20 protein-coding genes are annotated in these 25,897 nt (G+C 38.9%); 10 read left to right on the forward strand and 10 right to left on the reverse strand.

The window, feature by feature from the left end:
- Positions 1–347: 347 nt before the first annotated feature.
- Together thrC and AACU25_RS06690 are read left to right on the forward strand one after the other, a co-directional pair.
- The gene (thrC, locus tag AACU25_RS06685) at positions 348–1,649 is read left to right on the forward strand and encodes a threonine synthase (RefSeq protein WP_045873013.1); all 1,302 of its coding nucleotides are present in this window, start codon (positions 348–350) and stop codon (positions 1,647–1,649) included.
- Between the two features lie 80 nt (positions 1,650–1,729).
- A complete protein-coding gene (locus tag AACU25_RS06690) occupies positions 1,730–2,005 on the forward strand; it encodes a MoaD/ThiS family protein (protein WP_096574462.1) in 276 nt (91 codons plus the stop codon).
- A gap of 307 nt (positions 2,006–2,312) precedes the next feature.
- Here AACU25_RS06690 and AACU25_RS06695 read toward each other — a convergent pair whose 3' ends face one another.
- The 6 genes from AACU25_RS06695 to AACU25_RS06720 form a co-directional block, all read right to left on the reverse strand.
- Entirely contained in the window at positions 2,313–3,725 is a 1,413-nt protein-coding gene (locus AACU25_RS06695) for a M48 family metalloprotease (protein WP_096574463.1), read from the reverse strand.
- A 252-nt stretch (positions 3,726–3,977) separates the two neighbouring features.
- Complete coding sequence (locus AACU25_RS06700) at positions 3,978–6,044, reverse strand: VWD domain-containing protein (protein WP_321206587.1); 2,067 nt, start codon at positions 6,042–6,044, stop codon at positions 3,978–3,980.
- Positions 6,045–6,287: 243 nt separating this feature from the next.
- Positions 6,288–7,109, reverse strand: a complete 822-nt coding sequence (locus AACU25_RS06705) for a hypothetical protein (RefSeq protein ID WP_190445620.1) — start codon at positions 7,107–7,109, stop codon at positions 6,288–6,290.
- A 118-nt stretch (positions 7,110–7,227) separates the two neighbouring features.
- The gene (locus AACU25_RS06710; protein WP_096574465.1) at positions 7,228–7,707 is read right to left on the reverse strand and encodes a hypothetical protein; all 480 of its coding nucleotides are present in this window, start codon (positions 7,705–7,707) and stop codon (positions 7,228–7,230) included.
- 99 nt (positions 7,708–7,806) lie between these two features.
- Complete coding sequence (locus tag AACU25_RS06715) at positions 7,807–8,262, reverse strand: hypothetical protein (protein WP_096574466.1); 456 nt, start codon at positions 8,260–8,262, stop codon at positions 7,807–7,809.
- Positions 8,263–8,365: 103 nt separating this feature from the next.
- The gene (locus tag AACU25_RS06720; protein WP_190445619.1) at positions 8,366–9,142 is read right to left on the reverse strand and encodes a hypothetical protein; all 777 of its coding nucleotides are present in this window, start codon (positions 9,140–9,142) and stop codon (positions 8,366–8,368) included.
- A 655-nt stretch (positions 9,143–9,797) separates the two neighbouring features.
- Between AACU25_RS06720 and AACU25_RS06725 the strand changes: the two genes are divergently transcribed.
- Positions 9,798–12,134, forward strand: coding sequence for a monovalent cation:proton antiporter family protein (locus tag AACU25_RS06725; RefSeq protein WP_096574469.1), 2,337 nt, complete (start codon positions 9,798–9,800; stop codon positions 12,132–12,134).
- Between the two features lie 64 nt (positions 12,135–12,198).
- Here AACU25_RS06725 and AACU25_RS06730 read toward each other — a convergent pair whose 3' ends face one another.
- A complete protein-coding gene (locus AACU25_RS06730) occupies positions 12,199–12,435 on the reverse strand; it encodes an Hfq-related RNA-binding protein (RefSeq protein ID WP_096574470.1) in 237 nt (78 codons plus the stop codon).
- 162 nt (positions 12,436–12,597) lie between these two features.
- On the opposite strand from AACU25_RS06730, the gene dapF reads away from it, so the two are divergent.
- Positions 12,598–13,437: a diaminopimelate epimerase gene (gene dapF, locus AACU25_RS06735; RefSeq protein WP_096574471.1), complete on the forward strand. Its 840-nt coding sequence runs from the start codon at positions 12,598–12,600 to the stop codon at positions 13,435–13,437.
- A 108-nt stretch (positions 13,438–13,545) separates the two neighbouring features.
- On the opposite strand, the gene AACU25_RS06740 is transcribed toward dapF, so the two are convergent.
- The 3 genes from AACU25_RS06740 to AACU25_RS06750 form a co-directional block, all read right to left on the reverse strand.
- Positions 13,546–15,531, reverse strand: a complete 1,986-nt coding sequence (locus AACU25_RS06740; RefSeq protein WP_096574472.1) for an ATP-binding protein — start codon at positions 15,529–15,531, stop codon at positions 13,546–13,548.
- 12 nt (positions 15,532–15,543) lie between these two features.
- The gene (locus AACU25_RS06745; protein ID WP_096574473.1) at positions 15,544–16,413 is read right to left on the reverse strand and encodes a substrate-binding domain-containing protein; all 870 of its coding nucleotides are present in this window, start codon (positions 16,411–16,413) and stop codon (positions 15,544–15,546) included.
- Positions 16,414–16,683: 270 nt separating this feature from the next.
- Positions 16,684–17,358: a DNA-3-methyladenine glycosylase family protein gene (locus tag AACU25_RS06750; RefSeq protein WP_096574474.1), complete on the reverse strand. Its 675-nt coding sequence runs from the start codon at positions 17,356–17,358 to the stop codon at positions 16,684–16,686.
- Positions 17,359–17,952: 594 nt separating this feature from the next.
- Here AACU25_RS06750 and AACU25_RS06755 point away from each other — a divergent pair.
- From AACU25_RS06755 to AACU25_RS06780, 6 genes are all read left to right on the forward strand, one after another.
- Positions 17,953–20,499 (forward strand): sensor histidine kinase, encoded by a 2,547-nt coding sequence (locus AACU25_RS06755; RefSeq protein WP_190445618.1) that lies wholly within the window; start codon positions 17,953–17,955, stop codon positions 20,497–20,499.
- A 310-nt stretch (positions 20,500–20,809) separates the two neighbouring features.
- Positions 20,810–22,576: an ATP-binding protein gene (locus AACU25_RS06760; RefSeq protein WP_096583547.1), complete on the forward strand. Its 1,767-nt coding sequence runs from the start codon at positions 20,810–20,812 to the stop codon at positions 22,574–22,576.
- Between the two features lie 418 nt (positions 22,577–22,994).
- Complete coding sequence (locus AACU25_RS06765; protein ID WP_045873006.1) at positions 22,995–23,372, forward strand: four-helix bundle copper-binding protein; 378 nt, start codon at positions 22,995–22,997, stop codon at positions 23,370–23,372.
- A 207-nt stretch (positions 23,373–23,579) separates the two neighbouring features.
- Positions 23,580–24,233, forward strand: coding sequence for a DUF4241 domain-containing protein (locus AACU25_RS06770; protein WP_096574475.1), 654 nt, complete (start codon positions 23,580–23,582; stop codon positions 24,231–24,233).
- Positions 24,234–24,436: 203 nt separating this feature from the next.
- Positions 24,437–25,105 carry a Uma2 family endonuclease gene (locus AACU25_RS06775; RefSeq protein ID WP_096574476.1) on the forward strand — a complete coding sequence of 223 codons (669 nt, stop codon included), beginning with the start codon at positions 24,437–24,439 and terminating at the stop codon, positions 25,103–25,105.
- Positions 25,106–25,252: 147 nt separating this feature from the next.
- Positions 25,253–25,552 carry a hypothetical protein gene (locus AACU25_RS06780; RefSeq protein ID WP_096574477.1) on the forward strand — a complete coding sequence of 100 codons (300 nt, stop codon included), beginning with the start codon at positions 25,253–25,255 and terminating at the stop codon, positions 25,550–25,552.
- Positions 25,553–25,897: the final 345 nt, after the last annotated feature.

The raw sequence follows: 25,897 nt of genomic DNA on the forward strand, positions 1-25,897 counted from the left end.
TTAGGGAGGCTTTTGTTATGGCTAGCATACTTCTTCTCAATATATGACCAACTACCAGATCTCGTTCTAGCTGATTTCGATTTTTGAGGTTGTGGCAAAAATCGAAATCTCAGTTTTTGGTATACGTATATTAATAACGCTTGCTCTTCCAGTGTGGAAAACTTGACAGCGATGTCTTCAACAAGCTGTGGCCAGGTTCTGATTTATTTCCCAGGCTTTCCTGTAATCACGCAATATTGTGACAACCGAAACATACCCGACTTTTTTTGTCGGGTATGTTTGACTGGTATTTCTACTCGTGTTAGTATCAGGCGAGAGTTGACAGACAAACAGGGAAAGCTAGGTTTATGACTCAGACAAAATCCGCACTTAACGAAGCAGCCACATATTTTCAAGCCTTGAAGTGTAAGGAATGTGGTGAGGAATATGAACTGAAAGCTAACCATGTTTGTGAATTATGCTTTGGTCCTTTAGAAGTTAAGTATGACTATAATGCGCTGCGTCATTCTGTCACTCGTGAAAAAATTCAAGCTGGCCCTAATTCTATTTGGCGTTATCGTGCCTTTCTGCCTGTAGCAACTGACAATGTTATAGATGTGGGAACAGGTATGACTCCCCTGGTTCGTTCTCACCGTCTGGCTCGTCGTCTGGGTCTAAACAAGCTTTATATTAAAAATGATGCTGTCAATATGCCCACCCTCAGCTTCAAGGATAGGGTGGTTTCAGTTGCTTTAAGTAGAGCTAGAGAGTTAGGCTTTACCACTGTTTCTTGTGCTAGTACTGGTAATTTGGCAAATTCTACAGCAGCGATCGCAGCTCATGCTGGTTTAGATTGCTGTGTGTTTATCCCCGCAGATTTGGAAGCAGGTAAAGTCATGGGTAGCCTGATATACAGCCCAACATTGATGGCTGTCAAGGGTAATTACGATCAGGTTAATCGTCTATGTTCGGAAGTAGCTAACACACATGGCTGGGGTTTTGTCAATATTAATCTTCGCCCCTACTACTCAGAAGGTTCAAAGACTCTAGGTTTTGAAGTTGCTGAACAATTGGGTTGGGAATTACCTGACCATATTGTGGCTCCTCTAGCATCTGGTTCGCTATTTACAAAAATTTATAAAGGATTCAAAGAATTTGTAGAAGTTGGTTTAGTAGAAGATAAGAAAGTCCGTTTTAGCGGCGCGCAAGCTGAGGGTTGTTCTCCCATCGCGCAAGCATATAAAGAAGGACGTGATTTTATTAAACCAGTCAAACCAAATACCATTGCTAAATCTATTGCAATTGGTAACCCAGCAGATGGCGTTTATGCCGTAGAGATAGCTAACAAAACAAACGGTAATATTGAATCAGTCAATGATGCAGAAATCATTGAAGGCATCAAGCTGTTAGCTGAAACAGAAGGCATTTTCACAGAAACAGCTGGTGGTACAACCGTTGCAGTGCTGAAAAAATTAGTAGAAGCTGGCAAAATTGATCCAGATGAAACTACTGTGGTATACATCACTGGCAATGGTTTGAAAACTCAAGAAGCACTTCACGGCTATATTGGCGAACCTTTGACAATTGATGCCAAACTTGACAGTTTTGAACGCGCACTAGAGCGTTCTCGCACTCTTGATCGTTTGGAATGGCAGCAAGTACTCGTCTAAAGGATGAAAGCTGAAGGCTGAAAGATTAAACTCAATCCTTCATACTTTATACTTTTTATTTCACACTTCTTACTTCAATTATGTCTGTAACAGTTTTAGTTCCCACAGCTCTTCAGAAATTTACCAATAACCAAGCTACATTAGAATGCAGTGGCAGTACGATCGCAGAATTATTTGATTCTTTAGAACAAAGCTGTCCTGGTATAAAAGCGCGCTTGTGTGATGAAGCAGGTGCACCACGGCGCTTTTTGAATTTGTATGTCAATAGCGAAGATATTCGCTTTTTGGATGGGACAGCTACACTTCTCAAAGATGGCGATGAAGTCAGTATTGTCCCTGCTGTTGCAGGTGGTTGATAGCGAGAAGTTGTAAATTTGTTAAATATACATATATAAGCGTGCCCTAACAGCACGCTTATATTGTTTAATACCATGTGGTTAAGCTTTTTAGGGTTGGGGTAGGAGATGTCACTAAACTTCAGTCCTGGGAATTTCAGGATGAACCAGAACATTGCGGAATAATTTATTTTTTGGAGTTCCCTAAAAAGATAGTCCAATAATCTTTATCTCGTTGTTCTATAAATTGTTTGACTGGGGTCGGTGCTGCTGTCATCGGACTCATAGCTACTGTATTGTTATTATGGGCTCGAACTGCGATCGCTTATCAACTGGCGAGAATTTTTTGCAGTTTTTGTTTAATTTCTATATGTCTTTGTACACCTTCAAAAGCATAGCGATTATAACCATTACGCTGAATGATTTCTTCTAAATAGCGAACTCGTGCTTCAGAGGTGGGATGGGTACGCAGGTAAGCTGGAGTACTTTGTCCTTTTTCTTGTTGTTTGAAAGTCACAAATAAGTTGCGTAAACCATCAGCCGCATAACCAGCAGCAGCTAATACACGAGTGCCAATAATATCAGATTGAGTCTCGTTTTGACGGCTATAATCTAGACTTGCCAAAGTAGAAATCAGATTGCCAAAAGGTATGATTTGCCCTACATTAGCAAGTAAATTCGCATTGGTAATTCGCTGAAATCCATGAGATAAAACTGCATGACCAATTTCATGTCCTAATAATCCTGCTAATTCTGCTTCTGAGTTAGCAGCCATAATTGCTCCGGTGTTAATAAATACTTTGCCACCAGGGAGAGCAAAAGCATTAAGAGAATTGTCTTTAACTACATTAAATTCATATTTAAAATCAGCCCGCCCCATCAAATTAGCTATATCATTACCAATACGGCTGACATATTCTAAAATACTCGGGTCATCTATCAGAGGTAATTGCTGTTTATAAGCAGCAGCAACTTGTGCCCCCATAGCAGATTCACCTTGGAGCATTAAAGGAGCCAATCTTACAGCTTGGTTAGCTCCATCACCTGTGAGAATCCCAACAACTGCACCCACAACTCCTTGGAAGATAATTTGTTCGTTGAGCTTGCTACGAAAGCGATTAAAGTTCTTATCTGCAATGCTAGCAAACTCCGTCGCTTCTGGATGTTGAGGATAAACAATCGCAAATTGACGAGCAATAATAGAAGCTTCCAACCATTGATCGTTTTCTTCCTGAGCTTTGATTAAAGCTTTATTTAACTCTACAGAATCAGGGAAGGTTGCTACGCCCCTCTCTAGAATGGGAATTACATCTTTTTGATCGCCGTACTTCTTAGAAGCTTCTGCATACAGTGCATATGCAGGGACAAATTCCGGCTGTTTTTCTAACAGCATTTTTAGCGGTACAAAAATTTTACTCGTTAGTCCCTGTTGCATTCCTTCGGTGGCATTACGCCAGTATACCCGACCTGCTCCTGAAAGTTGTTCAGGGTCAGTAATGGCTTTAGGAATGCTATTAGCCGTGGCTGTTTCTTTAGCAAATGGAGGTTTAGCTTGGCGATAGAGTTTTTCCGCACCTGCGGTATTTCCTGTAAGGTAAAGTTCATCTGCTTTGGTTAAAGTTTGCAACCGATTAGCTGCATTAGAATTTTGTGCAGAAGAAATTATGGGTACTAGTAAGTTAATAGACAGAAATAAAACTGCACCAAAAACCACCCATAATAATTTGGAGACTTTTTTCATTGATAGCACCTTGATAGTTTATTAGTTTGAAAATGGGCATGGGGCATGGGGCATGGGGCATGGGGCATGGGGCATGGGGCATGGGGCATAGGAAAGAGAGATTTTCATGTTTGGTTATGGGTTTTTACCATGCGGGGCTAGCTTGAAAAGAGCATTGACTGTTGACTGTTGACTCGGAAGAAATATTTTTATGTTTTTGACAAATAGTTGTAGTTTTAATTGAAATTATGGGAATGTAAACCCTATTGAAAATTACAATCCGGGAATTTTGGGAACTTGACGCAGAATCCCCGGAATGGGATTTTTAAAACCTGGAATAACAGATTCAACCACATTCAAAATATTGGAAACTTGTGCTGCACGATAAGCAAATTCACTGTATCCTGTAAAGCCGACATCAAAGATACAACCATCTAATAAACTTGCATCAACTCTCGCATTAAGACATTGGGATCTCGCATCCTCAAGTTGTGCAGGAGATAGCATATCTAGTGTCAAGTAGGCATCAGGAAAAGCTTTATCTGTAAAAGTTGCTGTAGACTGAGCTTGTCCATAGTCAAATAGAGATTCTTTCTGGCTGACTCGCCAACTATTACCAAAGTCTTTATTTAATTTATCAAGGTAAATTTTCTCCAATTCACCTAATGGAATCCGAATTGGTGATACACGCTCAATTAATTGGCGAACATCTCCATAAGTTGATTTAGAAGGTAGAATATCTCCACTACGGAACCGTAAATCATCATTAACATTACCGTTAACATTTCCCAGCAAACCCACCATTTGATTGGCTTGAGATTCTAGAACAAAAGGAAAGACATCCATGTATTTAAACTGTCCACGGCTATAAATTGTGATTGCAACTTTCTCACCTGTAGACCACTCAACTACATAGTTGCTATCATTTTGTTTATGAATTACCCCACCTCCTGGTAGAGATAAGGAATCACCTTCTACAGCAGTAGGTTTTCCATTAATTCGTAGGGGGGTATCAGTATTGGAATCTGGGAAATCTTTTGAGTAAAAAGCTACACGATTCTTGCCAACTTTCATCGCAACTGCACTGTTGAGAGAAAGGGATTTGTTCACTGCAGATTGACGGGTTTGGACTTCAAAAATACCATCAGTTGATTTTGCGAGGATGAATTCGCCAACTGTTTGGAAACTGTATCTGTGTCCGTCGAAGGTGATGAGGTGAGGATCGCCGTAACTTGTACCTTTGACTGGCTTTCCTGTTCTATCTTGGGGTTTTTCTTCTGGTTCTTTAGAGTAGATTGCGATCGCTGATGGAATACCAATCCTGATTGTAAACCGACCTCCTTGAAGGAGGATATCTTTACCCCAGGTCAGAAGTAAACTTCCAGCGCCATCTAACTGAGCAATTGATGTCGCTCCAAAACTTGTTAATGTATCTCTAGCTTGCTTCAGAGTTGCTGAATTACTAGAGAAAAACAAGACTGTACTACCTTGAGCATTACCATTTCGGATTCCGACGAAAGTTCGCCCTCCTAGAATAGGTTTTTCATCTGGATATGTTGGAGCGGTAGGAGCATAAAGACCAATAAAATTTGGACATTTGCTAGTATCTTTAAAAGCCTGAGCAACATCATTTAGAATAGAGGCTGTTGTTGAGTCAAAACAGAATGCTCGGTGAGCAAAATTAGAGCCGACTTTCTGAGGGTCATATTCCTGAATTTTTTTTCCCTCAGTTCTTAGTCCTAGAGGAATAATGCGTTCACCATCGACTAATATATTTCCGATAGTCTGGTCTGATTCTCCATCAAGAGTGCGAAAAAATGTACCATTTACCATCGCTCTCAACTTTAAGCCTTGTCTGTTAAGGTTCTCAATTTCATCATGTTCATTGAGAAAATAATCAGGGTTTTTAGCTTTAATGGTATTGTTCTTGGTGATTGGCCCAGTCAAATTAAAAAGTTTAGCTTTACTCAGATCTACTGTAGTTATATATGATGATTCTTGAGAGTAGAGACACACGCCATTGGCAGATTGGTAGAGAGTAAAGCCATTAATTTTATCTTGACAAGGAGAATCTGATTTAGAAGCCTGAGTTTGAATGGGTGATTTGAGGGAATCTTGGCTTGAGTTTTGCGGTAAAACTGCTGGAGAATTATTCTGAGGTACATTACTAGGCTGGGGGTTCTGCTGACGAACACGGGGAATTTGTGCGAGTTCTGAAGGCGTATCTATTTGAGAGTTATAAAACTGAGTCTCACTACCTACTCTATTATTGACAACTTGAATGATAGAGTTAGTACTTGAATATGTGTTAGCAGCATTTGCTTTGCCAGTATCATGCAAAAAAGCGTTTGAAATTGGTGAGTTTAAGGTAATAATTCCACATATAAATATTAGAATATTATTTATAAAAAATTTCTCGTTTATAGCAATCGCAAAGCTAATAAATCCAATAATTAATGGACGAATATACTTGATCATTACTGCTTAAAAATATAAAAAATATTGAATAAAGATACAATAAATAACTTATTTTATAGTCAGGCGATATGATATTGACTTTAAAATTCAGTGCTAGTTTTGGGATTAATTGGGCAAATATTCTTGAAAGTACCAGAAAACTTGATTGGAATTTAAACATTGTTCTATTTCTTTACTGTTTTCCCAACTGCTAGTAACTTGTTTACTTCCAAGGGCGATGAGTGGCCCATAATGAAGTTCATTTGATGTCAACTGAATTAAATAAAATGGCTCTTTTGACCAACCTTTTTTTTCAACCGACTCAAGTTTATATAAACTGAGGTATCGGGGGTCACGAACAACAGAAGCAACTGTTCTAGCAAGGCGGCCAAGTTCTTCATAACAAATGCGATTTCCTTGGATGGCAATTCGAGTACTACTGCTAGATCCTAGAGAATAAAAACCTGATTTTAGTTCTTGTGAAGAAGCCGGATTAAAAAGACGACATACAAGTAAATTAGCTTCTTTTAATGGGTTAGCTTCGCTATGTCTGATAACTTTATTCAGCTTTTCTGTCTTGATTAATTTACCGTTTTTAAAGTAACGATTTTGCAAAATTTTGACAGAGTTTATATCGTTGCAGTTGACATTAACTTCACTTTCTAAGAATTTTCTTTTTTCTAAACGGTTTTCCGATTGTACAAATTCTGCTACGAATTCTGCTGCTACAAAGCTTTTAACGTATTTATAGTTACTAGGTGAAATTTGCTTAACTTTTGCTAAATCAACATAAGAAATTGCAGGTTTTAAATTTAATTGGCTCTGGCTAATAAAATCTGCGCTCACATAGGGACTAGCCTTAGCTACATTTATATAACTGGAAAATGTAACAGTAAAACTGGCAAGTAAGCAGGATGATAAATTTTTTATTCTTATCATTATTTTCATAATTTAATCATTATTAATGTATTTTATTCAACAGAAAATATATTTCTTAGTTATGGAAGTATCAGCAGTAAAATCCTTAGAGTATTAGTATCTGAACTTAATATGATTACCCTTTCTTTTAACTACAGAATGTCTCTCCCCATTTAAGAGGTCTTCCTAACGCTGGAGCATCTACGTTCTCAAATTCTTTAACTGTGCCATCACCCATTAATCCAAAGGTAATTCCGCAAACTGCTGCTAACGTACTACCAAAATAAACTGCACCTATTGAGTTACATTTGCTGATGATATTTTGGCTGATACTTTTCAGAAATTTAGGGGAGTTTCCAAGCTGTTTTATACCAGTTTCTACCATACGACCATTACGCACTGTACCAGTGAGATGAAATATATATTCGATAGGTCGCTCTGCTGGTGAATCGGAATAATTTTCGGAATTTTTTTTCTGATAAATATCTTGAATTAAGACATTAGGCACTTTCTGTAAACTGGTTTTGGCATTAGCGATCGCACCTTTACAAGCTGCTGTTAAATCCTCTGCTTTAACATCTGTTGGCAACATCAAAATATTGACAAAACTAAATACAACAACTGTCATTATTTTTTGAATTACAATGTTAAACATAATTTTGTATTACAGAAAATTTTTAAGTTACAATTTAGTAAATATAAATGCTAATTTTTCACTGAAATAAACTTACCGACTACTCAAGCATCGTTGCCAAGAAATAGATATCGCTTCATCATCTCCAATAGAGATGGCCCATGTACCTGATAATACTTTTGAATTTAAACTTGAAATATAAAGTATATCTTCAAAAGACTCATTATTAGAATTGGTATGAGTAATAGCTAAAGAGTCAGAACTTTTTCGCTCGTATTTTCCCAGGAAAAAAATATTCCAGCTACCTGTATCTTTTTCTTTGACTAAGGATTGATAGCTTCCATCTGGCATAAACACATAACGAGAGGAATTACATTTCCCTTTTTCACTCCATTCGCCTACTATTAAAGAGAAATCAAACCTATTTTCTGCCAATACATATTCAGGCAAAGTTCCTAAAGAAAGTGTACCCAAAACAGTCAGAGACATCAATTTAATAACTATTTTTTCAAGTTTATATAATTTCATTTCAACAAGTAAACTAATCATAAATGTTATTTAACGTAATTACATTTTAATTACTTATTTCGTTTAAATTGTAAACTAATAACACATAATTTTCATGATATCTATTTTCTGCAGAACTCTACCTTCAATACAAAATATCAAAACCAATTCTTGTAATAAAAAAATCAGATACGAAAAGTATAGGAACTAAAAGAAGTGCATTCCGAGAAGATAAACGCAGTACTCCAATTAATGCTGTATTCAAAAATAAAACAACTGTTGTCCAGCAGAAAATAGAAACTAAAAATATTAATTCTCCACCGCTAGTGCCTAATAAGCATAGCAATAGCCAAAATAATGTAATCGGAGCGAGGGAAAATCCAGTCACAAAAATGAATTGTTTGTAATTACCTGCGCCTTTAAATATTTGTCGTATGCACCACAGTACAGCAATCATCCCTAACACTGGAATACTTGCACTTATGAGGATGCGGATATGTTCAAAAATACTTAATTGTTGGTTAAAACTCGTGCCCAACAAATTTACAAAACTCAACCAAGCTGTGAGAGATGCTATGACTTTTAACGCTGCCATCCAAAAAGCTAAAATGAACAGCACACAAAGGGCAATACCTGCGTTGAAGGCGCGGCTGTCTCCTAAACTGGTAATGGCTGTCTGTAATCCGTTAGCTGGATCTTGCCAGATTAATTGAAACACACTCCAGACATCAAAAGCAGCTTCTTTGCTAGCCTCCACAACTGGCTGTGAAGTTTCTGAGTTAAATTGAGAACGGGAATGAATAGGTGCAGAGAAATTAACTTGTGTCTGACTTTGCGGATCAAAAACCAAATGATCCGTATCCGTTTGTCTAGCTTCCTGCTCAATAGAGTCTCGATCTTCAGGTGGGATCGCATTGGACATATTTTTTACCCAATTTATGATAGTGAACTATGACAGAAAATCTTCGTAAACTGCACCCATTGAGAAATTAAGCAGCATAAATATTGAGTTGAACGGTGAAAAAACACTGAGACAACTACAGTTAAGCTAGATAAAATTGCACTCAAAAAAATTTGTATTTAAGTAGTATTACAGTATTTCACCGTAAATCTACTGAACTTAAAATAATTTAATTTCTTCTTATGGTTGAAAAATAGCCTAAAAAAGCCTAAATAGAGCGTATGGCATTTTTAGCAGGCGATGGCTTATTCAATTCATTGAAAGCAACGGGAACATCCACGCGCCTTGGTAATTGGTCGAAATTGTTCTAAAACCTGAGATGGCTAATAGCTCTGGCTATGTAAAGTTTGGGCGCGGATGAGCGTTGCATTCATCCCATCAGCAGAACTCGCCCGTACTGGTATGACTCCGATGAACAACACCAGAACACCAAACTATAAATTTGTGCTTTTGATGATTAATTTTAACCAGATCTTGACAACTTTTGGGTCTGGTTACATTCAGTCTGTGAAACATCTGCAAATTTTGTCTTCCTTGCACCAACAAACTGAGCATAGATATATAAAAATTTGTATGCTGAGGTTAATAGGTCTTAATAGTTCTTTTTTTTAAACTGGTGCAAGAAGATTTTAGGTTAATTGTTGATTTAGTCTCCGTTCTCGCCGTTGCTGCTGGTGGCGGACTGTTGGCGGCGCTGTTACGACAGCCTGTGTTGTTAGGGTATCTCATCGGCGGTATGGTGGTGGGGCCGGCGGGACTGGGATTGATTAAAGAAGTGATTCAAGTAGAGACTCTGGCTCAGTTTGGGGTCGCTTTCTTGTTATTTGCTTTGGGCGTAGAATTTTCTTTTGCCGAACTGAAGAAAGTAAAAGCGATCGCTCTGGGTGGTGGAGGGCTACAAATTGCGCTGACGATTTTGATCACGGTTGTGATCTGCGGTGTTACAGGCGCTTGGGGAGCCTTACCTGCTAAAGGCGTATTTTTGGGGTCAATTCTGTCTTTATCTTCAACGGCAGTTGTCCTCAAATGCTTGATGGAAAGCAACGAAACAGAAACGCCCCACGGCCAGGTAATGCTGGGTATTTTGGTGGTGCAGGACTTGGCATTAGGGCTAATGCTAGCAGTCCTACCAGCGCTGCATGAACCAGGTGAAGCGATTGGTGTTGCGGTGGTGACAGCGCTGGTACGCATTGGCTTATTTGCAGCTGGTGCAGTTGTCGCGGGCATTTGGCTGATTCCTCCACTATTACGACTTCTGGCTCGTACTGAAAGCAAAGAGCTATTTTTATTAGGTGTAGTGGCACTCTGCTTGGGTATTGCCCTTTTAACAGAGTATTTAGGGCTATCCATTGAAATGGGGGCGTTTGTCGCGGGTTTAATGATTTCCGAGGTGGAATACGCCGACCAAACTTTAACCTATGTGGAGCCGCTCAGAGACATCTTTGCCAGTTTATTTTTCGCATCTATTGGGATGTTGATTGACCCAGTGTTTTTGTGGAAAAACCTGGAATTGATTTTGGGTTTAGTGGCAATAGTTTTCGTAGGTAAGTTTTTAATCATTACTCCTTTGGTGAAACTGTTCCGCTATCCCCTAAAAACAGCTTTAATTGCTGGGCTGGGGCTGGCTCAAATTGGGGAATTTTCTTTTGTACTAGCCAGTGAAGGGCAGGCTTTGGGCTTGGTTTCACGTACTGTGTATTTACTGATTTTAGGAACTACAGCAGTAACACTTGTTATTACCCCATTTGTGCTACGTTTGGTGCCATTTTTATTTACTGTGGCAGAATCGATGCCGTGGCTGAAACCTTATTTAGAAGAAGTCCAACCTCGGGATGTTGCAGATGATTTGCCATTAAAAGGGCACGTAGTAGTTTGTGGTTATGGGCGAGTCGGCAAAAATTTAGTCAAATTATTACAGCAACACCAGCTACCTGTAGTCGTCATCGACCAATCTGAAAGCAGAATTCAGAAATTGCGGGAAGCAGGAGTGCCTTATGTATATGGCAATTGTGTGAGTTTACATGTTTTAGAAACTGCTGGGGTGAATCATGCTAAAGGAATGGCGATCGCACTTCCTGACCCCATGAGTACACGTCTTTGCCTCAAACGCGCTTTAGAACTCTGTCCAGAATTAGATTTAGTGGTGCGCGCTACCCAAGATAAAAATATTGAAGTGCTTTATCAATTAGGCGCTAGGGAAGTTGTACAACCAGAGTTTGAAGCCAGCTTAGAAATGGCAACCTATTTATTAAAAGGTTTAGGCTTGGCAGGAGATGTTGTCCAACGGGAAATGCAGCAAATTCGCAAAGATCATTACTTAGACTTGCGGCCAGAACAGACCGCCTCGGAAGTTTCTCGTAATTTAGAACACGCAACACAAGATTTAAATCGCCGTTGGTATCCCCTACCATCTGGTTCGCCCCTCATTGGTATGAGCTTAGAAGAAGCAGATATGCGTTACTTAATTGGGGTGAGTTTAATGGCAATTCGTCGCGCTAATGGCGAAGAAATTGACTATCCCAATAACCAAACGCGATTACAAGAAGGCGATCGCTTGCTGGTAGTGGGAGCAGATGAAGAACTAGCAGCTTTGGCAGAATTTGCTGTGGGTAGAACAGCAGTTCCCGGAGAAGATAGCGCTTGTCAGTGGACAGCAATTAATGCTGATACTCCAATTTTAGGTAAAAATTTAGCAGATTTAGATATTACTAACAAATACAGCGTAAAAGTAGAGGCAATCCGGCGTGATGGTAAATTTATCCGCTCTCCTGATAGCCATATGGACTTGCGAGACGGCGATCAAGTATTGTTATGTGGCAGCTTAGAGAGTCTCAATCAACTACAACCTTTATTTACGGCATCTGAGGCAGTGCCGCTATCCATACCAATGGTAAAAACTGATGAGGCAGAAGCCCTAAAAGAATTTCTGCCTGTAGATCAGTCAAGAAATTAAATAGCATGGTTAAAGAAACATAACCTGCAAATACAAATTTGAGGAATTTAGCCAGCAAACAAGCCTAAATTTTAGGCTTAATGTAAGCGATCGCCTGCTTCCAAATTGTAGTTTGCTGGCTGTTTTCATCCACAATACAGACACAGTTTGGATCTTGCCAAATGATCCTGCCTGTGACCAAATCGCCTGTCAGCAGTTTGAAATCTACTGTTGCTGTATTTTTAATCAGGTTTTGTACTTGCCGAATGCTGGGCAGTGAAGTATCGAATTCCGTAAGGGTTTTTGGTGGTGATGAATGCATAGGGGATTGGGGATTGGGGATTGGGGATTAGGGATTGGGGATTAGGGAGCAAGGGAGAAAGAACAAATGCCCATTAGCAATGACCTATTACCGATGCCCAAATGACCACTTTCTCATCCATAATCGACAGTAACTAATCTTTGATAATTCATCCTTGGGTAAATGGCAATCGAATTTACTAAGTATCACGGTTTGGGGAATGACTTTATTCTCATTGATAATCGCTCTTCATCTGAGCCTGTAATCACTCCAGCGCAAGCAATCAAGTTGTGCGATCGCCACTTTGGTATCGGTGCGGATGGTGTAATTTTTGCTTTGCCAGGAGAAAACGGTACTGATTACACTATGCGGATTTTTAATTCCGATGGTTCAGAACCGGAAATGTGCGGTAATGGTATTCGCTGTTTAGGTGTGTTTTTGGCTGATTTAGAGGGCGAATCGAGAACTCAAGACTTATATCGCATCCAAACCTTGGCTGGTGTCATTACACCCCAACTGATGGCTGATGGTCAAGTAAAGGTGGATATGGGTTTACCTAAATTACTGGCTGGAGAAATTCCCACTACCTTGAGTGCTGCGGATAGCAAGGTAATTAATCAACCCCTAGAGGTGGCTGGGAAAACTTGGGAAGTTACCTGTGTGAGTATGGGCAATCCTCACTGTATTACTTTTGTGGAAGATGTAGCCGCAATTCCTTTAGAATCTATTGGGACTAAGTTTGAACATCACCCAGTTTTTCCCCAACGGACAAATACTGAATTTATTGAAATTGTCAGGCGTGATTACTTGAAAATGCGAGTATGGGAACGAGGTGCGGGTATTACCTTAGCTTGCGGTACAGGTGCTTGTGCTTCCTTAGTGGCTGGTGTGTTAACCGAAAAATGCGATCGCATTGCCACTGTAGAGCTACCTGGTGGGCCTTTACAAATTGAATGGTCAGAAATTGACCAACGGGTTTATATGACTGGCCCAGCAGAACGAGTTTTTACTGGGAAATTATAGTTTCTTATCGGCAGGTATATTGCCTGCCATACCCAAAATTAATATCATCATGTAATTTTTCCTCCTCTGTTCACCAAAGTGATTGTCTATTTTTTATTTGGAAGTTTCTTAGCGTATAGGAATGGTAATTACAAACTCAGTCCCTCTTTCTGGCAATGAGAAACACTCTAACAATCCTCCATGTTTTTTAGTCACAATTTGATAACTAATTGATAATCCCATCCCAGTACCTTTACCAACTGGTTTAGTAGTAAAAAATGGTTCAAATAGATGCAGTCGAACTTCTTCTGTAATTCCTGTACCGTTATCAGCGATTTTAATAATAATGTTTTTATTTACCTTTGCAGAAGTAATACGAATTACTGGTTCAGCACAAAGCTCTTTTTCAAAAGCTTCTTCTAAAGCATCAATGGCATTTGCCAGAATATTCATAAATACCTGGTTCAATTGTCCTGCAAAGCAAGGTATTGCTGGTATTTCACCATAATCTTTGATTAATTCGATTTGAGGGCGATTGTTTTGTGCTTTTAAACGATGTTGTAAAATCAACAAAGTACTATCGATACCTTGGTGTAAGTCTGCCGTTTTAAACTCAGCTTCATCTAACCGAGAGAAGATTCGCAAACTCAACACAATCTCACGAATGCGCTCAGATCCAATCTTCATTGAAGTCAGTATCTTAGGCAAATCTTCTATTAGATATTCAATCTCAGCTTCTTGTTGAGCATTTTGAATTTCTACTTCTGGATTGGGGTAATATTTTTGATAAAGTTGAAGTAATAAAAGCAATTGTTTAGTATATTCATCAGTGTATTTAAGATTACCGTAAATAAAATTAACTGGATTATTAATTTCGTGAGCGATACCAGCAACTAAGCGCCCCAAAGAAGACATCTTTTCGTGCTGGATTAGTTGTGACTGGGTAAGTTTGAGTTCGTTTAAAGTTTGCTTAAGATTAAGATTTTTTTGCTGTATTTCTTGCGTGCGCTCTCTAACTTTTTGTTCTAAGTTTTGGCTATAAACTTCTAGTTTGTTGTTAGCGTCGTATTGTTCTACCAGTAGTCGTTTGACCTGTTGAATTAACTGATTCAAAGCAATGGCTAAAATACCAACTTCGTCTTCGGTTGTCACTGAGGCTTGGAGATTAAAATCAGAGCTATGGGTAACTTGTTGTGCAATCTGAGTTAAAGCTTTTAAAGGACGAGTAATAGCTCGCGCAATTAAACTCCCCATAATTGCCACAATCAAGCTTCCCAGCAAAAATAACACTCCCAAATTTTGCCAGAGTTTCCATCGAGCTAGGTCTAAAGGCAAAATGGGATATAACACTGTAGTTACTAGAGAATGGCTTGCGCCTCGAGATAAGATGCTTTTAGCTAAATAATTCTGGTTGTCAATCGTAATTCGTCTAGCGGGTGAATCAGGGCTAGGAAATGCTTGTTTGCTACTAGGTAGTGTTGATAATGTTGTAGCGACTATCTGTTTTTCTCTGAGAACAATCAAATGCTTAGAAGAACCAGCAGCAATTTTTTTCAGAAGCGTATCATCCACTGAATAACCAATGATCATTCCTCCTGAAATTCCAGCCGATGATTTAATTGCATGAGTTACCACTTGCAGAACTTGTTTTTCGCCTTCTACATTTAACAAATCAGTTAAATGTGCACCACGACTAGCGCTATTACTAATTGCTTCATCCAATATTTTAACTTGATATAAAGAATTGTTACGCGCATCTAGTAATAAGTTGCCTTGGGAATCAACTATTTTAACCCAATCTAATTTCAATACAGACTTAAGTGGTAGTAATATTTGTAAAAGTAAGGATTGATCGCGCTTTTCCACAGCTTGATTAAGCTGATTTTGTGTAGCAATCAACTCAATTTTAGTTTCTAATGTTTGCTGCTCATACTGAAAATCTTGAGCAACACGTTCAGCGAAACTTTCAACTTCTTGGCGAAAATTCTGTTCCAAACTATCTGTGAACCAATGTCCTAGAGCCAGTAAGCCAAACATGAATACGCTAAAACAAACTATTAGTAGCGGTAGAACTATCTTTTGGCTTAGACTCAACCGCCCAAAAAATCTGTGCATAACAAGTTTTATTTATTGAGCAGGGGCAAAGCCATTTTTTTGTAGCAGTTTTTTTCCTGTCTCGCTATAGATGAAATCTATAAAACCCTGGGTTTGTGCTGAAGGTTTTTTACTCGATATAATGCCAATTTGACGTAGCATTGGGTATTTCCCATTAATTAAGTTTTCTTGTGTAGGTGCAACTTTGTTGAGGCTGAGACGATTGACTGGTAATTGATTGATGAGTGAATAAGCTAAAGAAAAAGCGCCGATGGAATTAGGAGTATTTTGTAAGGTTTCTATTAATTCACCCTCTTTGTTTAGAATTACAGCTTTAGTTGTAGTCTTATCATTACCTAAATAATATTTTCGCAATAATTTTTTTGCTGACTCATCTTCTGGCCGATCTAACACTACAATTTTTGCATTATTCCCGCTCAGTTCTTGCCAATTAGTGATTTCACCTTTGTAAATTGCTTTTAACTGCTGAGTTGAAAGATTGCTTACACCTTTAACGCTATTATGGGTAGCAACAATTAACAAGTCTTTTGCCAATTCGCGATACTGAATTTGGCCGTTATCTTCTTCAGGCTTGAGTTGTTTACTAGTACTAGCAATATCGATAAGATTGTTTTTCAAAGCTGCGATCGCACCTTCAGATTGGCTATTAGAAACAAACTCAATTTTAATTGCTTTATTTTGAGCTTCATAAGCTTTTGCTAACAGTGTTGAGACTGTTAACGTTGAACTAGAGCTACCCATTTTGATAATTTTTTGGGCTTGGGAATCAGTCTGACTAGCAATTTGACGAGAATCTTTTGGGACAGTTGAATTAATGGAATTACAACTGTACAGCCCAAAGACCATAATTCCCATGAACAACGAGTAAGTAATTTTTTGCATAAATTAACGATTCAATTTTTGATGTTGCATTGCTCTACAAATTAATTTAAAAACATAAAACCGATATCAATTTATGATGTAAGTATATTTATACATACGGTATGGATTTGAAAAAAATTTACTGAGCGATAGATTATACTCTCTGGTATGTTTAACCAGAATTGGAATAAAACCCTATTGTGGTAGATACTATTTGAGAACGCAAGCTATGAGGTGAAAACAAAAGTAAAGATTAGCCTAACACAAGAATACTGGGAATTATAGTTTACTTTATTTGATTTTTTTATTTTCTGTAATAACACTGAGATAGTAGTGCCATAGGATTCTGGTAGCAACTGCACGCCAAGGCCGCCAATTTTGGGCGATCGCTTCTATTTCTGTGGGTGTGGGGCGTGTGGTTAATCCTTTGAGCTTTTGTAAAGCGATCGCTATTCCTAAATCGCCTTTGGGAAACACATCAGGACGTTGTAGCGCCATCAGCAAGTAAATATCAACTGTCCAATCGCCAATCCCTTTGATGCGCTTTAATTCAGTTCTAATAGTCATTTCATCCATTGTCTCTAGTTGAACTAAATTCAGTTGACCATTAGTAATTGCTTTCGCCAATTCTCGACAATAGAGCATTTTTTGCCGACTAAACCCAATTCCTTTTAATTGCATATCGTCAAGCGTTAAAAAATTCTCTGGTGTGAGTGGTTGGATCGCTTCACATAGGCGTGCATAAACAGCCTTGGCTGATGCTAAGGAAACTTGCTGTTCTAGAATAATCCGCAGCAAGGTAGGAAAACCCCTTTCTCTTTCCCACATTGGTGGAGGCCCAAATTTTTTGAGAATGCGAGCAAAATCGCTGTCAAGATGAGCAAGCACCATCAAAGCATGGGTAAAAGTTTCTGGAGTTAGTGATTCTATTTCTGGTGTTGGAGAAATTGTTTCTTTTAAAGTCATTTTTTAATTAAATTGGCAATTTAAAATTAAATTTTCTCAATAGAATTGTGCATATTTAGACCGTTGTTGAAATTAAAAAATATTAAAGATATACCATTTCATAAGTATGTAACGAATTAAAATTATAAAAGCTCTTTGTTAATGAAGCGTATAGTTTTATTTAAGCGTGCTAAGAATTAATACATATATGTAATAACGATTGCCAAGAACAGCAATTAATTAATTGAATACTAATAATTTTGGTAGGTGGCATTGCTAGATATTGCGTTCATACTTTAATGATAAGTAGTACTTACTCTAAAAGTTCCTGAATAGGGAATTGGTATTCTAGTACAATACGGCGGAAATAAGCCACCCATTTAAAACAAGTGAAAAGCTTACAAAATCATCATTCTTTCTTTTTACTTTTGCCTTTTTACTTTTGCCTTGTTGTACTAGTCTATTAGCTTGTTGATTTTTGACTACTATTCAGCACTAATTTAAGATCTGTTCACCCGATTGGGGGAATGCGATCGCTTCAAGCAGAATTACCCTGAAATAAGGGGTAGTTTTGCTGCTGACAGCAATGATGTTACCCGCATCAAAATTGTCAAGATGGCAACAATTGCCTCAATTACATTAGTTCCTGGCTGTACAAAGGCACAAAAAGTGGATGAAACTGTAAAATTACTGCATAAACCAGATTTTCCACATAGGACTCTAACTTTGTTGGAGAAAATTGCTGCTAATTTACCGGGAATGATTTTCCAAGTCCTGCAACGTCAGGATGGTTCTGAACAGGTGATGTATGTAAGTTCTGGTTGTCGTGAACTATATGAATTAGAACCAGAAGTTATTCAAGCAGATTTGCAGGTACTACACAAACTAGTTCATCCACAAGATGCGAACAGCCTCGCAGAATCTATTGAAGTTGCAAAAGCTACTTTGTCACCTTGGCGTTGGGAAGGTCGCATCATTACACCGAGTGGCAAAATTAAGTGGATTCAAGGCGCTTCCCAGCTAGAACTACAAGATAATGGTGATTGGCTGTGGGAGGGTTTGGTAATAGATATTACAGACCGCAAGCAAGCAGAAGAGCAATTGCGAACTAGTGAGAGGCGCTATAAGGCGATTTTAGATGCGATTCCCGATTTGATGTTTCGCCTCAGCCGTGCTGGTGAGTATTTGGACTTGAAAGGTGATGGTGCAAATATAGTTTTGCCCAGAGAAGAGATAGTTGGTAAAAACTTGGAAGATATTTTACCGACAGATGTAGTTGCAATTAGCCAAGACGCGATCGCTAAAACTTTAGATTCTCATAATTTGCAAACCTGTGAATATCAACTACCAACGCCTTTAGGAATTCGCGATTACGAGGCACGTTTGGTAGCTAGCGATACGGATGAAGTGTTAGCCATTGTCAGAGATATTACGGAGCGCAAACTAGCAGAAGCGAATTTGCAAAGCTTGGCGCAGAAGTATTCAAAAGCTTTTCGTTGCAGTCCCAATCCTATCAGTCTCAGCACCCTGGAAGAAGGACGCTACATCGAAGTTAACGACAGTTTTGTCAGGCTTTCGGGTTTTGAGCGAGATGAGGCGATTGGGCGCACATCTTTTGAATTAAATATGTGGGTCAATAACCGCGATCGCATGAAATTATTACAACACTTGCGAGACCTGGGTATGGTAAGGAACTTAGAAATAGAATTTCGGGCTAAATCAGGACAGATTCTGACATCGCTGCTATCGGCAGAAATTATTGAATTAGATGGCACTCCCTGCATCTTAGCAGTCAATCACGACATTACCGAACGTAAGCAGGTAGAAGCTCAATTGCGCCTTTCCGCCCAGCGCGATCGCTTGTTGACAGAAACTTTAGCCAGAATTCGCTCTTCCCTCAACTTAGAGCAAATTTTGCAAACTACGGTGACGGAAGTTAGGCAATTTTTACAAGCTGACCGAGTGTTTATTGGTCTGAATGATGCCCAACAAGGAGGTAAAACGGTTGCGGAATCAGTAGATCCTAAATATCCCGCCATTTTGGGTTGGACAACTGAAGATAAAACTTATCTCCAAGAGTTAAAAACTCTCCTCTCTACTAATCGGGTGCGTTTAGTAGAAGATATCGATCAAATAGCTGCATCGCCCAAATTAAAGGAACACTATCAACAATTCCAGACGCGGGCTACCTTGGCTGTGCCAATTATGGTCAATAATGAATTATTGGGGGCATTAGTTGCTAACCAATGTTCTGGGCCGCGTCAGTGGCAAGCTATAGAAATAGATTTACTGCAACAAATGTCAGAGCAGTTAGCGATCGCTATTCAACAAGCTCGACTTTACCAAGAACTAGCAATACTCAATACTAATTTAGAACACCAGGTAGAAGAACGCACCGCCCAACTCCAGCAGAAAATGCAGGAACTAGAAGGACTGCAACGGGTGAAAGATGTAGTATTGCACACCGTTGCTCACGATTTGCGAACTTCGGTGATGGGTAATTTATTGGTGCTGAAAAATTTACTCAAAAATCGCGGACAGAATCAGGAAGCTTCCCCAGCAGAAATTCCCGTCCCGCGTTCAGTAATTGAGCGAATGATTCAAGGTAATGACCGTCAATTAGGAATGATTGACTCACTGCTAGAAATTCATAGCTGTGAAGGTCAAGGAATGTCCCTGCGCCGGGAATTGGTACATTTTAGTACGCTGCTGGAGTCAATTATTAAAGACTTGCAGCCGATGCTCAACCAAAACCAAGCGATATTGAATAACTTACTGCCTGACGATTTACCATTGGTGATGGCAGATCCAACTCAGTTGCAAAAAGTCGTTGCTAATTTATTTACCCATAGATTGCAAAATAATCCCCCAGGATTACGTTTTACCGTTAAAACCAAAATTGAACCAGGCATGATTCGCACCGAAATTCACGATAATGGTATCGTTATGAGCAAATTAGAGTGCGATCGCCTATTCGATTTATCTGTTCGCGAACCGCAAGCTTGTTGTTCCACGAGTCTAGCTTTAAAAATGTACCTCAGTCGGCAAATCATTCAAGCACATGGTGGCGAAATAGGTGTGAGTAGTAGTCGCAAGTATGGTTTAACTTTTTGGTTCTCATTACCCTTAGCCACTCCATCACCAGTAATTCGTAATTCGTAGTTCGTAATTCGTAATTGATATTAGGGACTTCCAGAAAATGAATTATCCGATTTACGAGAAAGAATATTTTCTTTCTCCCCCTGCGCTCCTTCGGATTCGCCAGTCGCTCATGGGGGAAACCCCCAAGACCGCGCTGGCTCACCTGCTCCCTGCTCCCTTGCTTGGCAAGGAATAGTATATTTTTTAAGTTGGAAGTCCCTTACCCCTTTAATTAGCCCTAGTGAGAAATTCACGCCAAAATACCAGGGTATTGTGGCAGTCTGGAAATAGGAAACACCTACGATTTATGGGCAAAGTGGGTAATAAGCGGATGGCTACCTTATTAAAAGCAATGAAAAGGTGGGCTAAAACAGCCTTTTGTACATCAACTAATGAAAAAATTGCTGTTGCTAAAACTAAAATTCAAGAATCCGAATGGTTAGCGGCTAGACAGCGCTTTTTATGGCAAAGGTTGCAATTATGGCTATTACTAGCGCTAATTTGCTTATTTACCTTTACTTTGCGTAATATTTATGACTTATATTTTCCTTTAAAAGAATTTGACCCATTACCAGAGGCGTTCAGAACCCAAGGATTGTTGATCAATCTTGCTATGCTGGTAATTCTCATTATCTGCTTTAGCCTGCACAGAACTCAGTTTGGTCAGCGTTATCCGGGACTATTGTTTGTCGGGTCTTCTTGGTCAATTAGTCTCGCATCACAGTTATTTGCTACCATCAAAGGCTTTGCATTCCCTGATACCCTGGGTTGGTCACTGCTGTTTTTAAGCCAAGCTACATTTATTCCTGTTTCCTGGCGTTTACATTTGATGTCTCAGGTGGGTTTGCTGATTTACTATTTTGGTGTCAATACAGCCTTAGGACTACCAACCCCCATAGCAGAACACCCAGAAATTTATAATGTCACGTTTATCTTGTACGTTTTTTGGCTATGTGCAATTTGCGATTTGGGTGTTTATCTTTACGATCGCCTACAACGTTCAGATTTTTATGCTCATCAAGAATTAGAATCGGCTTATCAAAAGCTGAAGGTTGCAGAAGCAAAATATCGCAGTATCTTTGAAAACGCTGTGGAAGGGATTTTTCAAAGCAGTCCCGATGGTAAGTACATTACAGCTAATCCTGCCTTAGCTAAGATTTACGGTTACTCATCGCCAGAGGAAGTAACAGCTAACTTCACTGATATTGAGCATCAACTATATGTTAACCCCAACCGCCGAGCCGATTTTGTCCGCCTGATTGAAGAAAATGGTAGCATCTCAGAATTTGAATCCCAAATTTACCGCCGAGACGGGAGTATTGTTTGGATTTCCGAAAAAGCTTACGCAGTTCGCGACGAACAAGGAAAGCTGCTTTACTATGAAGGGCTAATTGAAGACATCACTAAGCGCAAACAAGCTGAAGAAGCTTTGCGAGTCTTTTTTCACGCAGTTTCTCACGACTTACGCAACCCAGTATTAGGTACTTTAATGGTGCTGAAGAATTTACTGGCAAATCCAGACAGCAAAATTACTATTTCTCGTTCGATTTTAGAACGGATGGTGCAAAGTAGCGATCGCCAACTCAGCTTAATTAATTCTTTACTGGAAGCCCATAGCAGTGAGGTACAGGGGATAGCCATACAACGCCAGCCAGTACAATTACATACAGTTGTCGAAGCTGCGATCGCGGATTTAGAACCGATGCTAGCGGAAAATCAAGCGACACTGAAAAATTCAGTCACCGCAGATTTACCATTAATTAACGCCGATTCAACGCAACTGTGGCGTGTGTTTTCTAACTTGATTGTCAATGCAGTGAAACACAACCCTCCTGGGTTAGAGTTGACAATTAACGCCACCATCAAAGAAGACAAGATTTATTGTACAGTCAGCGATAACGGTGTCGGCATTAGCCAGCAACAAAGCGATCGCCTTTTTGACCTTTACTATCGGGGTAATAGCTCTCGTAATTCCGTAAGTTTGGGATTAGGATTATATCTCTGTAAGCAAATTATCCTAGCTCATGGTGGCGAAATTGGCGTAAATAGCGCTTTAGATAAAGGTGCAACCTTCTGGTTTACATTGCCAATACAGTAGTCATCAAATTGCTTACATGAAGGCGTTTGGTAATGGGTAATAGGTAATTGGAATTGTTGCTTATGTTTATTCCCCTCATTCTTAATGCCTAAATTGTTAAAAAAGTATGACATTTTTTGGTTAATAAAGTTACTCTGATTGTTCCTGTGAGAGGAACAACTTTACTCATGTCATCTAACTACACTTATTTAGGGGAGTTTGCATTCCTTTATAGATAATAATTATCAGCAACATCACCATATAAATATCAGTAAATTATGGGAAATTAAATCAAATTAACGGTAATCACATCGAGTTAGTAAACTTATAAATTTGCTCTTAAAAACACTATTGACTCCTCAAAAATATGAGTCTAATGTGATAAGTAGTCCTACCAAGGACTACTCACAATGCATCAGAAAGTCAAGAGGTATTTCCTATGATGATGATGATGGCTGAATCCATGACAACCGAAATGCAAACTTGCATGGATGCTTGTATGGAATGTCATAAAATGTGCATGGAAGCCATGACTCATTGTATGTCTATGTTCAAAGGCGGTAAGCAAATGGACATGAACATGATGAGCATGATGGGCATGATGCGTGACTGCGCTGAAATGTGCATGATGTGCATGAACATGATGATGGGCGGTTCCGAATTTATGGGACGCACTTGTATGTTATGTGCAGAAATGTGCGATCGCTGTGCAATGGCTTGCGAACAAATGAGCGACAATCCCAAAATGATGGAATGTGCTGCTGCTTGCCGCAAGTGTGCAGAATCTTGCAGAATGATGCAAATGATGCCTGCTTAATTTCAATAACTCGCAGAAGTTGAATCTGCAACCTAATATTCAAGCGCTCAGGCTCACAAAGTCTGGGCGCTTGAAGTCTAATGGTAGAAAAAAGCGTATAAGAAAGAATTAAAATAACAAGTATCAATAGGTATATTAAATATTGAAGATTTCAATATTTAAATAATCGCTATCAAACAATTTGACCTTTAAATAAATGAATAAAATATGATAAATGTTGATTTATCAAAAGCTTTCCAAACAGGTCAAAGGTTAAATACACAATTTGGTGTTTTTGTTCTTAATCCCTATAAAATTGGGGAGTTAAACTTAACTTCAGGAAAATTAGTAGCTTGTGATCCCCTAGTTTTTCCTGGTACAGATCCCTTTAGTCCCAATTTTCAACCTGGTTGTTACCCAGTTTTTTTGAGCGTTGCACGGAACCTCAATAACGAAGAACCAATGGTTGCTTATGCTATGGTTCAGATTAGCGAAGTAAGCGCAATACGGTGGGAACTAGCTACTAGAGTTGGTGAAAAATTAAGTGATTTAAAAGAAGGAGAGGGGTTTTTTGGTTATGGAGTTGATTCGGGAATAGGGTGCTTTATGGATGCGGATGCTGCTCAAATTATTGTTAATAATACTTGGGAAGCAGAAATTTACGAAGACACTTTAGCTTGCAAAATAGATAATTTACTCGAAGAAGAAAATAGGCTTGGCATAATGTTGGCTAATATGTGTGTCAATGAGTCCAATGGAGCAAATGTTATTGCATTTGCTACAGCGTTAGGTGATGGGTTTTATTATAATTACTTTGGATACGATAATAATAATAATGTTGTTAACGTTATTACAGTGAGTTTATCTGGAGATATCCAGTAAGAAGAAAGTAAGAATACTTTCTGATAATTGAAATCGAAAGTCTAAAATACAGAGTCTTCAGCATCCATTACCGCGCACCTTGATTTACGAAGTCGGGGCGCTCGCTTTTTTTCGCGATAATATCTAAACAGATGTTATAGAGAAATCAGTATGAAATAAATGCAGAATTCACCTTGATTCAAAAATTCGTAGGAAAGATGACAATGGTTAGTAGCCTTAAAGAACTAATTGATGAGCCAGAATTGGGTCATGGTAACGATCCAGAAGAAAGGTTTATTAGTAGCGGTGTGAGTTGGGAAAGCTATGAATCGCTACTGGCAAAACTAGAAAACAACTCTCATTACCGAATTAATTATTTAGATGGAATATTAGAGATTGTGTCACCATCAATCAGACATGAAAAAATCAAAACGAATTTAGGGATGCTGTTGGAGCGTTTTTTCTACAGTAAACGTATTCGTTTTGTACCTATGGGAAGTTCTACTTTTAAAAACAAAGCAAAAAAAGCTGGTGCAGAACCAGACGAGTGTTACTGCATAGGTGAAGAGAAAAAAGTACCAGATTTAGCTATAGAAGTAGTTTTGACTAGTGGCAGTGTTAGCAAACTGGAAATCTACCGCAGATTAGGAGTGGCAGAAGTCTGGTTTTGGGAGAGAAACCAGTTTAAGTTATACCATCTACGGGACAATTCTCAACAAGAACAAGCTACTGTTTACCCTGATACTTATGGGTATGAAGCTCTCTCTAAAAGTGAGATTCTACCAGAATTAGATATTTCTTTGCTAGAACAATGTCTGACAATTTCGGATTCAATTCAAGCTATTGACGAATTTGAGCAGGGGTTAAAAGCAGCCGATGAGCGCCAGCAATAGCTCTGACAATTAAAATCTGTAATTAGACGTAGGCAAGGGTATATTACGTCTGTATAAGGGTAGGTAATGAAAACCGATAAATTTGGTAGGTTGGTAATAGGATAGGTGAAATTAAAATTTCCTGTCTGAATTACCAAGGATTTGCTTATGAATTATCAGAAGCTAGACGCTGCCCTAGCCACAGCCCTTAATGATGTACCAGACCCAGAAACACCAAGTTTAACAGTGTTTATCCATACCGAACCTATTTTAGATGCGGACGCAACTGCTATCTTAGAAAATCTTAATGTGGCTGGCGTAACTCCAGGCAAAGATACTTTTACAGCCACCCTTTCTGCCAATGCAATTGCCCAGCTATCTGCACAACCTTGGGTACAACATCTCAAGTTATCGCAGAAATTGCATTTAGTTAACACCAGGTTAAATTTCCGTAAATTGGGTGTTTAATTTACTATTTAGCGATCGCACTCTTATTAGCTATGTTTCTATACAGTTAAACACTGCATATTAAGAGTTGGCAAAGACTAAGCAAAAATATTGTGAACAGAATTTGACAATTTTTCTTAAAACTATAAGTAGCTACTTTGTTCTTTGTAAAACCTTGAGCATAGTAAGGCTTACTGCCTGAGAAATTGGGTTTTGTTAAAAAAAGCTAAGTTTTGAAATAGAGAGATTGCCGAGTTGTCAAACTTGGTTGGCGATCGCATCTTTTTCCCAGGTGTTAATCAATACATAGCTTTTGATGTGCTATTTATTGGCAGCGACATATATCACCGGCAGCATTCTGTAAAA

This window comes from Tolypothrix tenuis PCC 7101 (genome assembly GCF_963874875.1).
In the GTDB taxonomy this organism is placed as follows: domain Bacteria; phylum Cyanobacteriota; class Cyanobacteriia; order Cyanobacteriales; family Nostocaceae; genus Aulosira; species Aulosira tenue.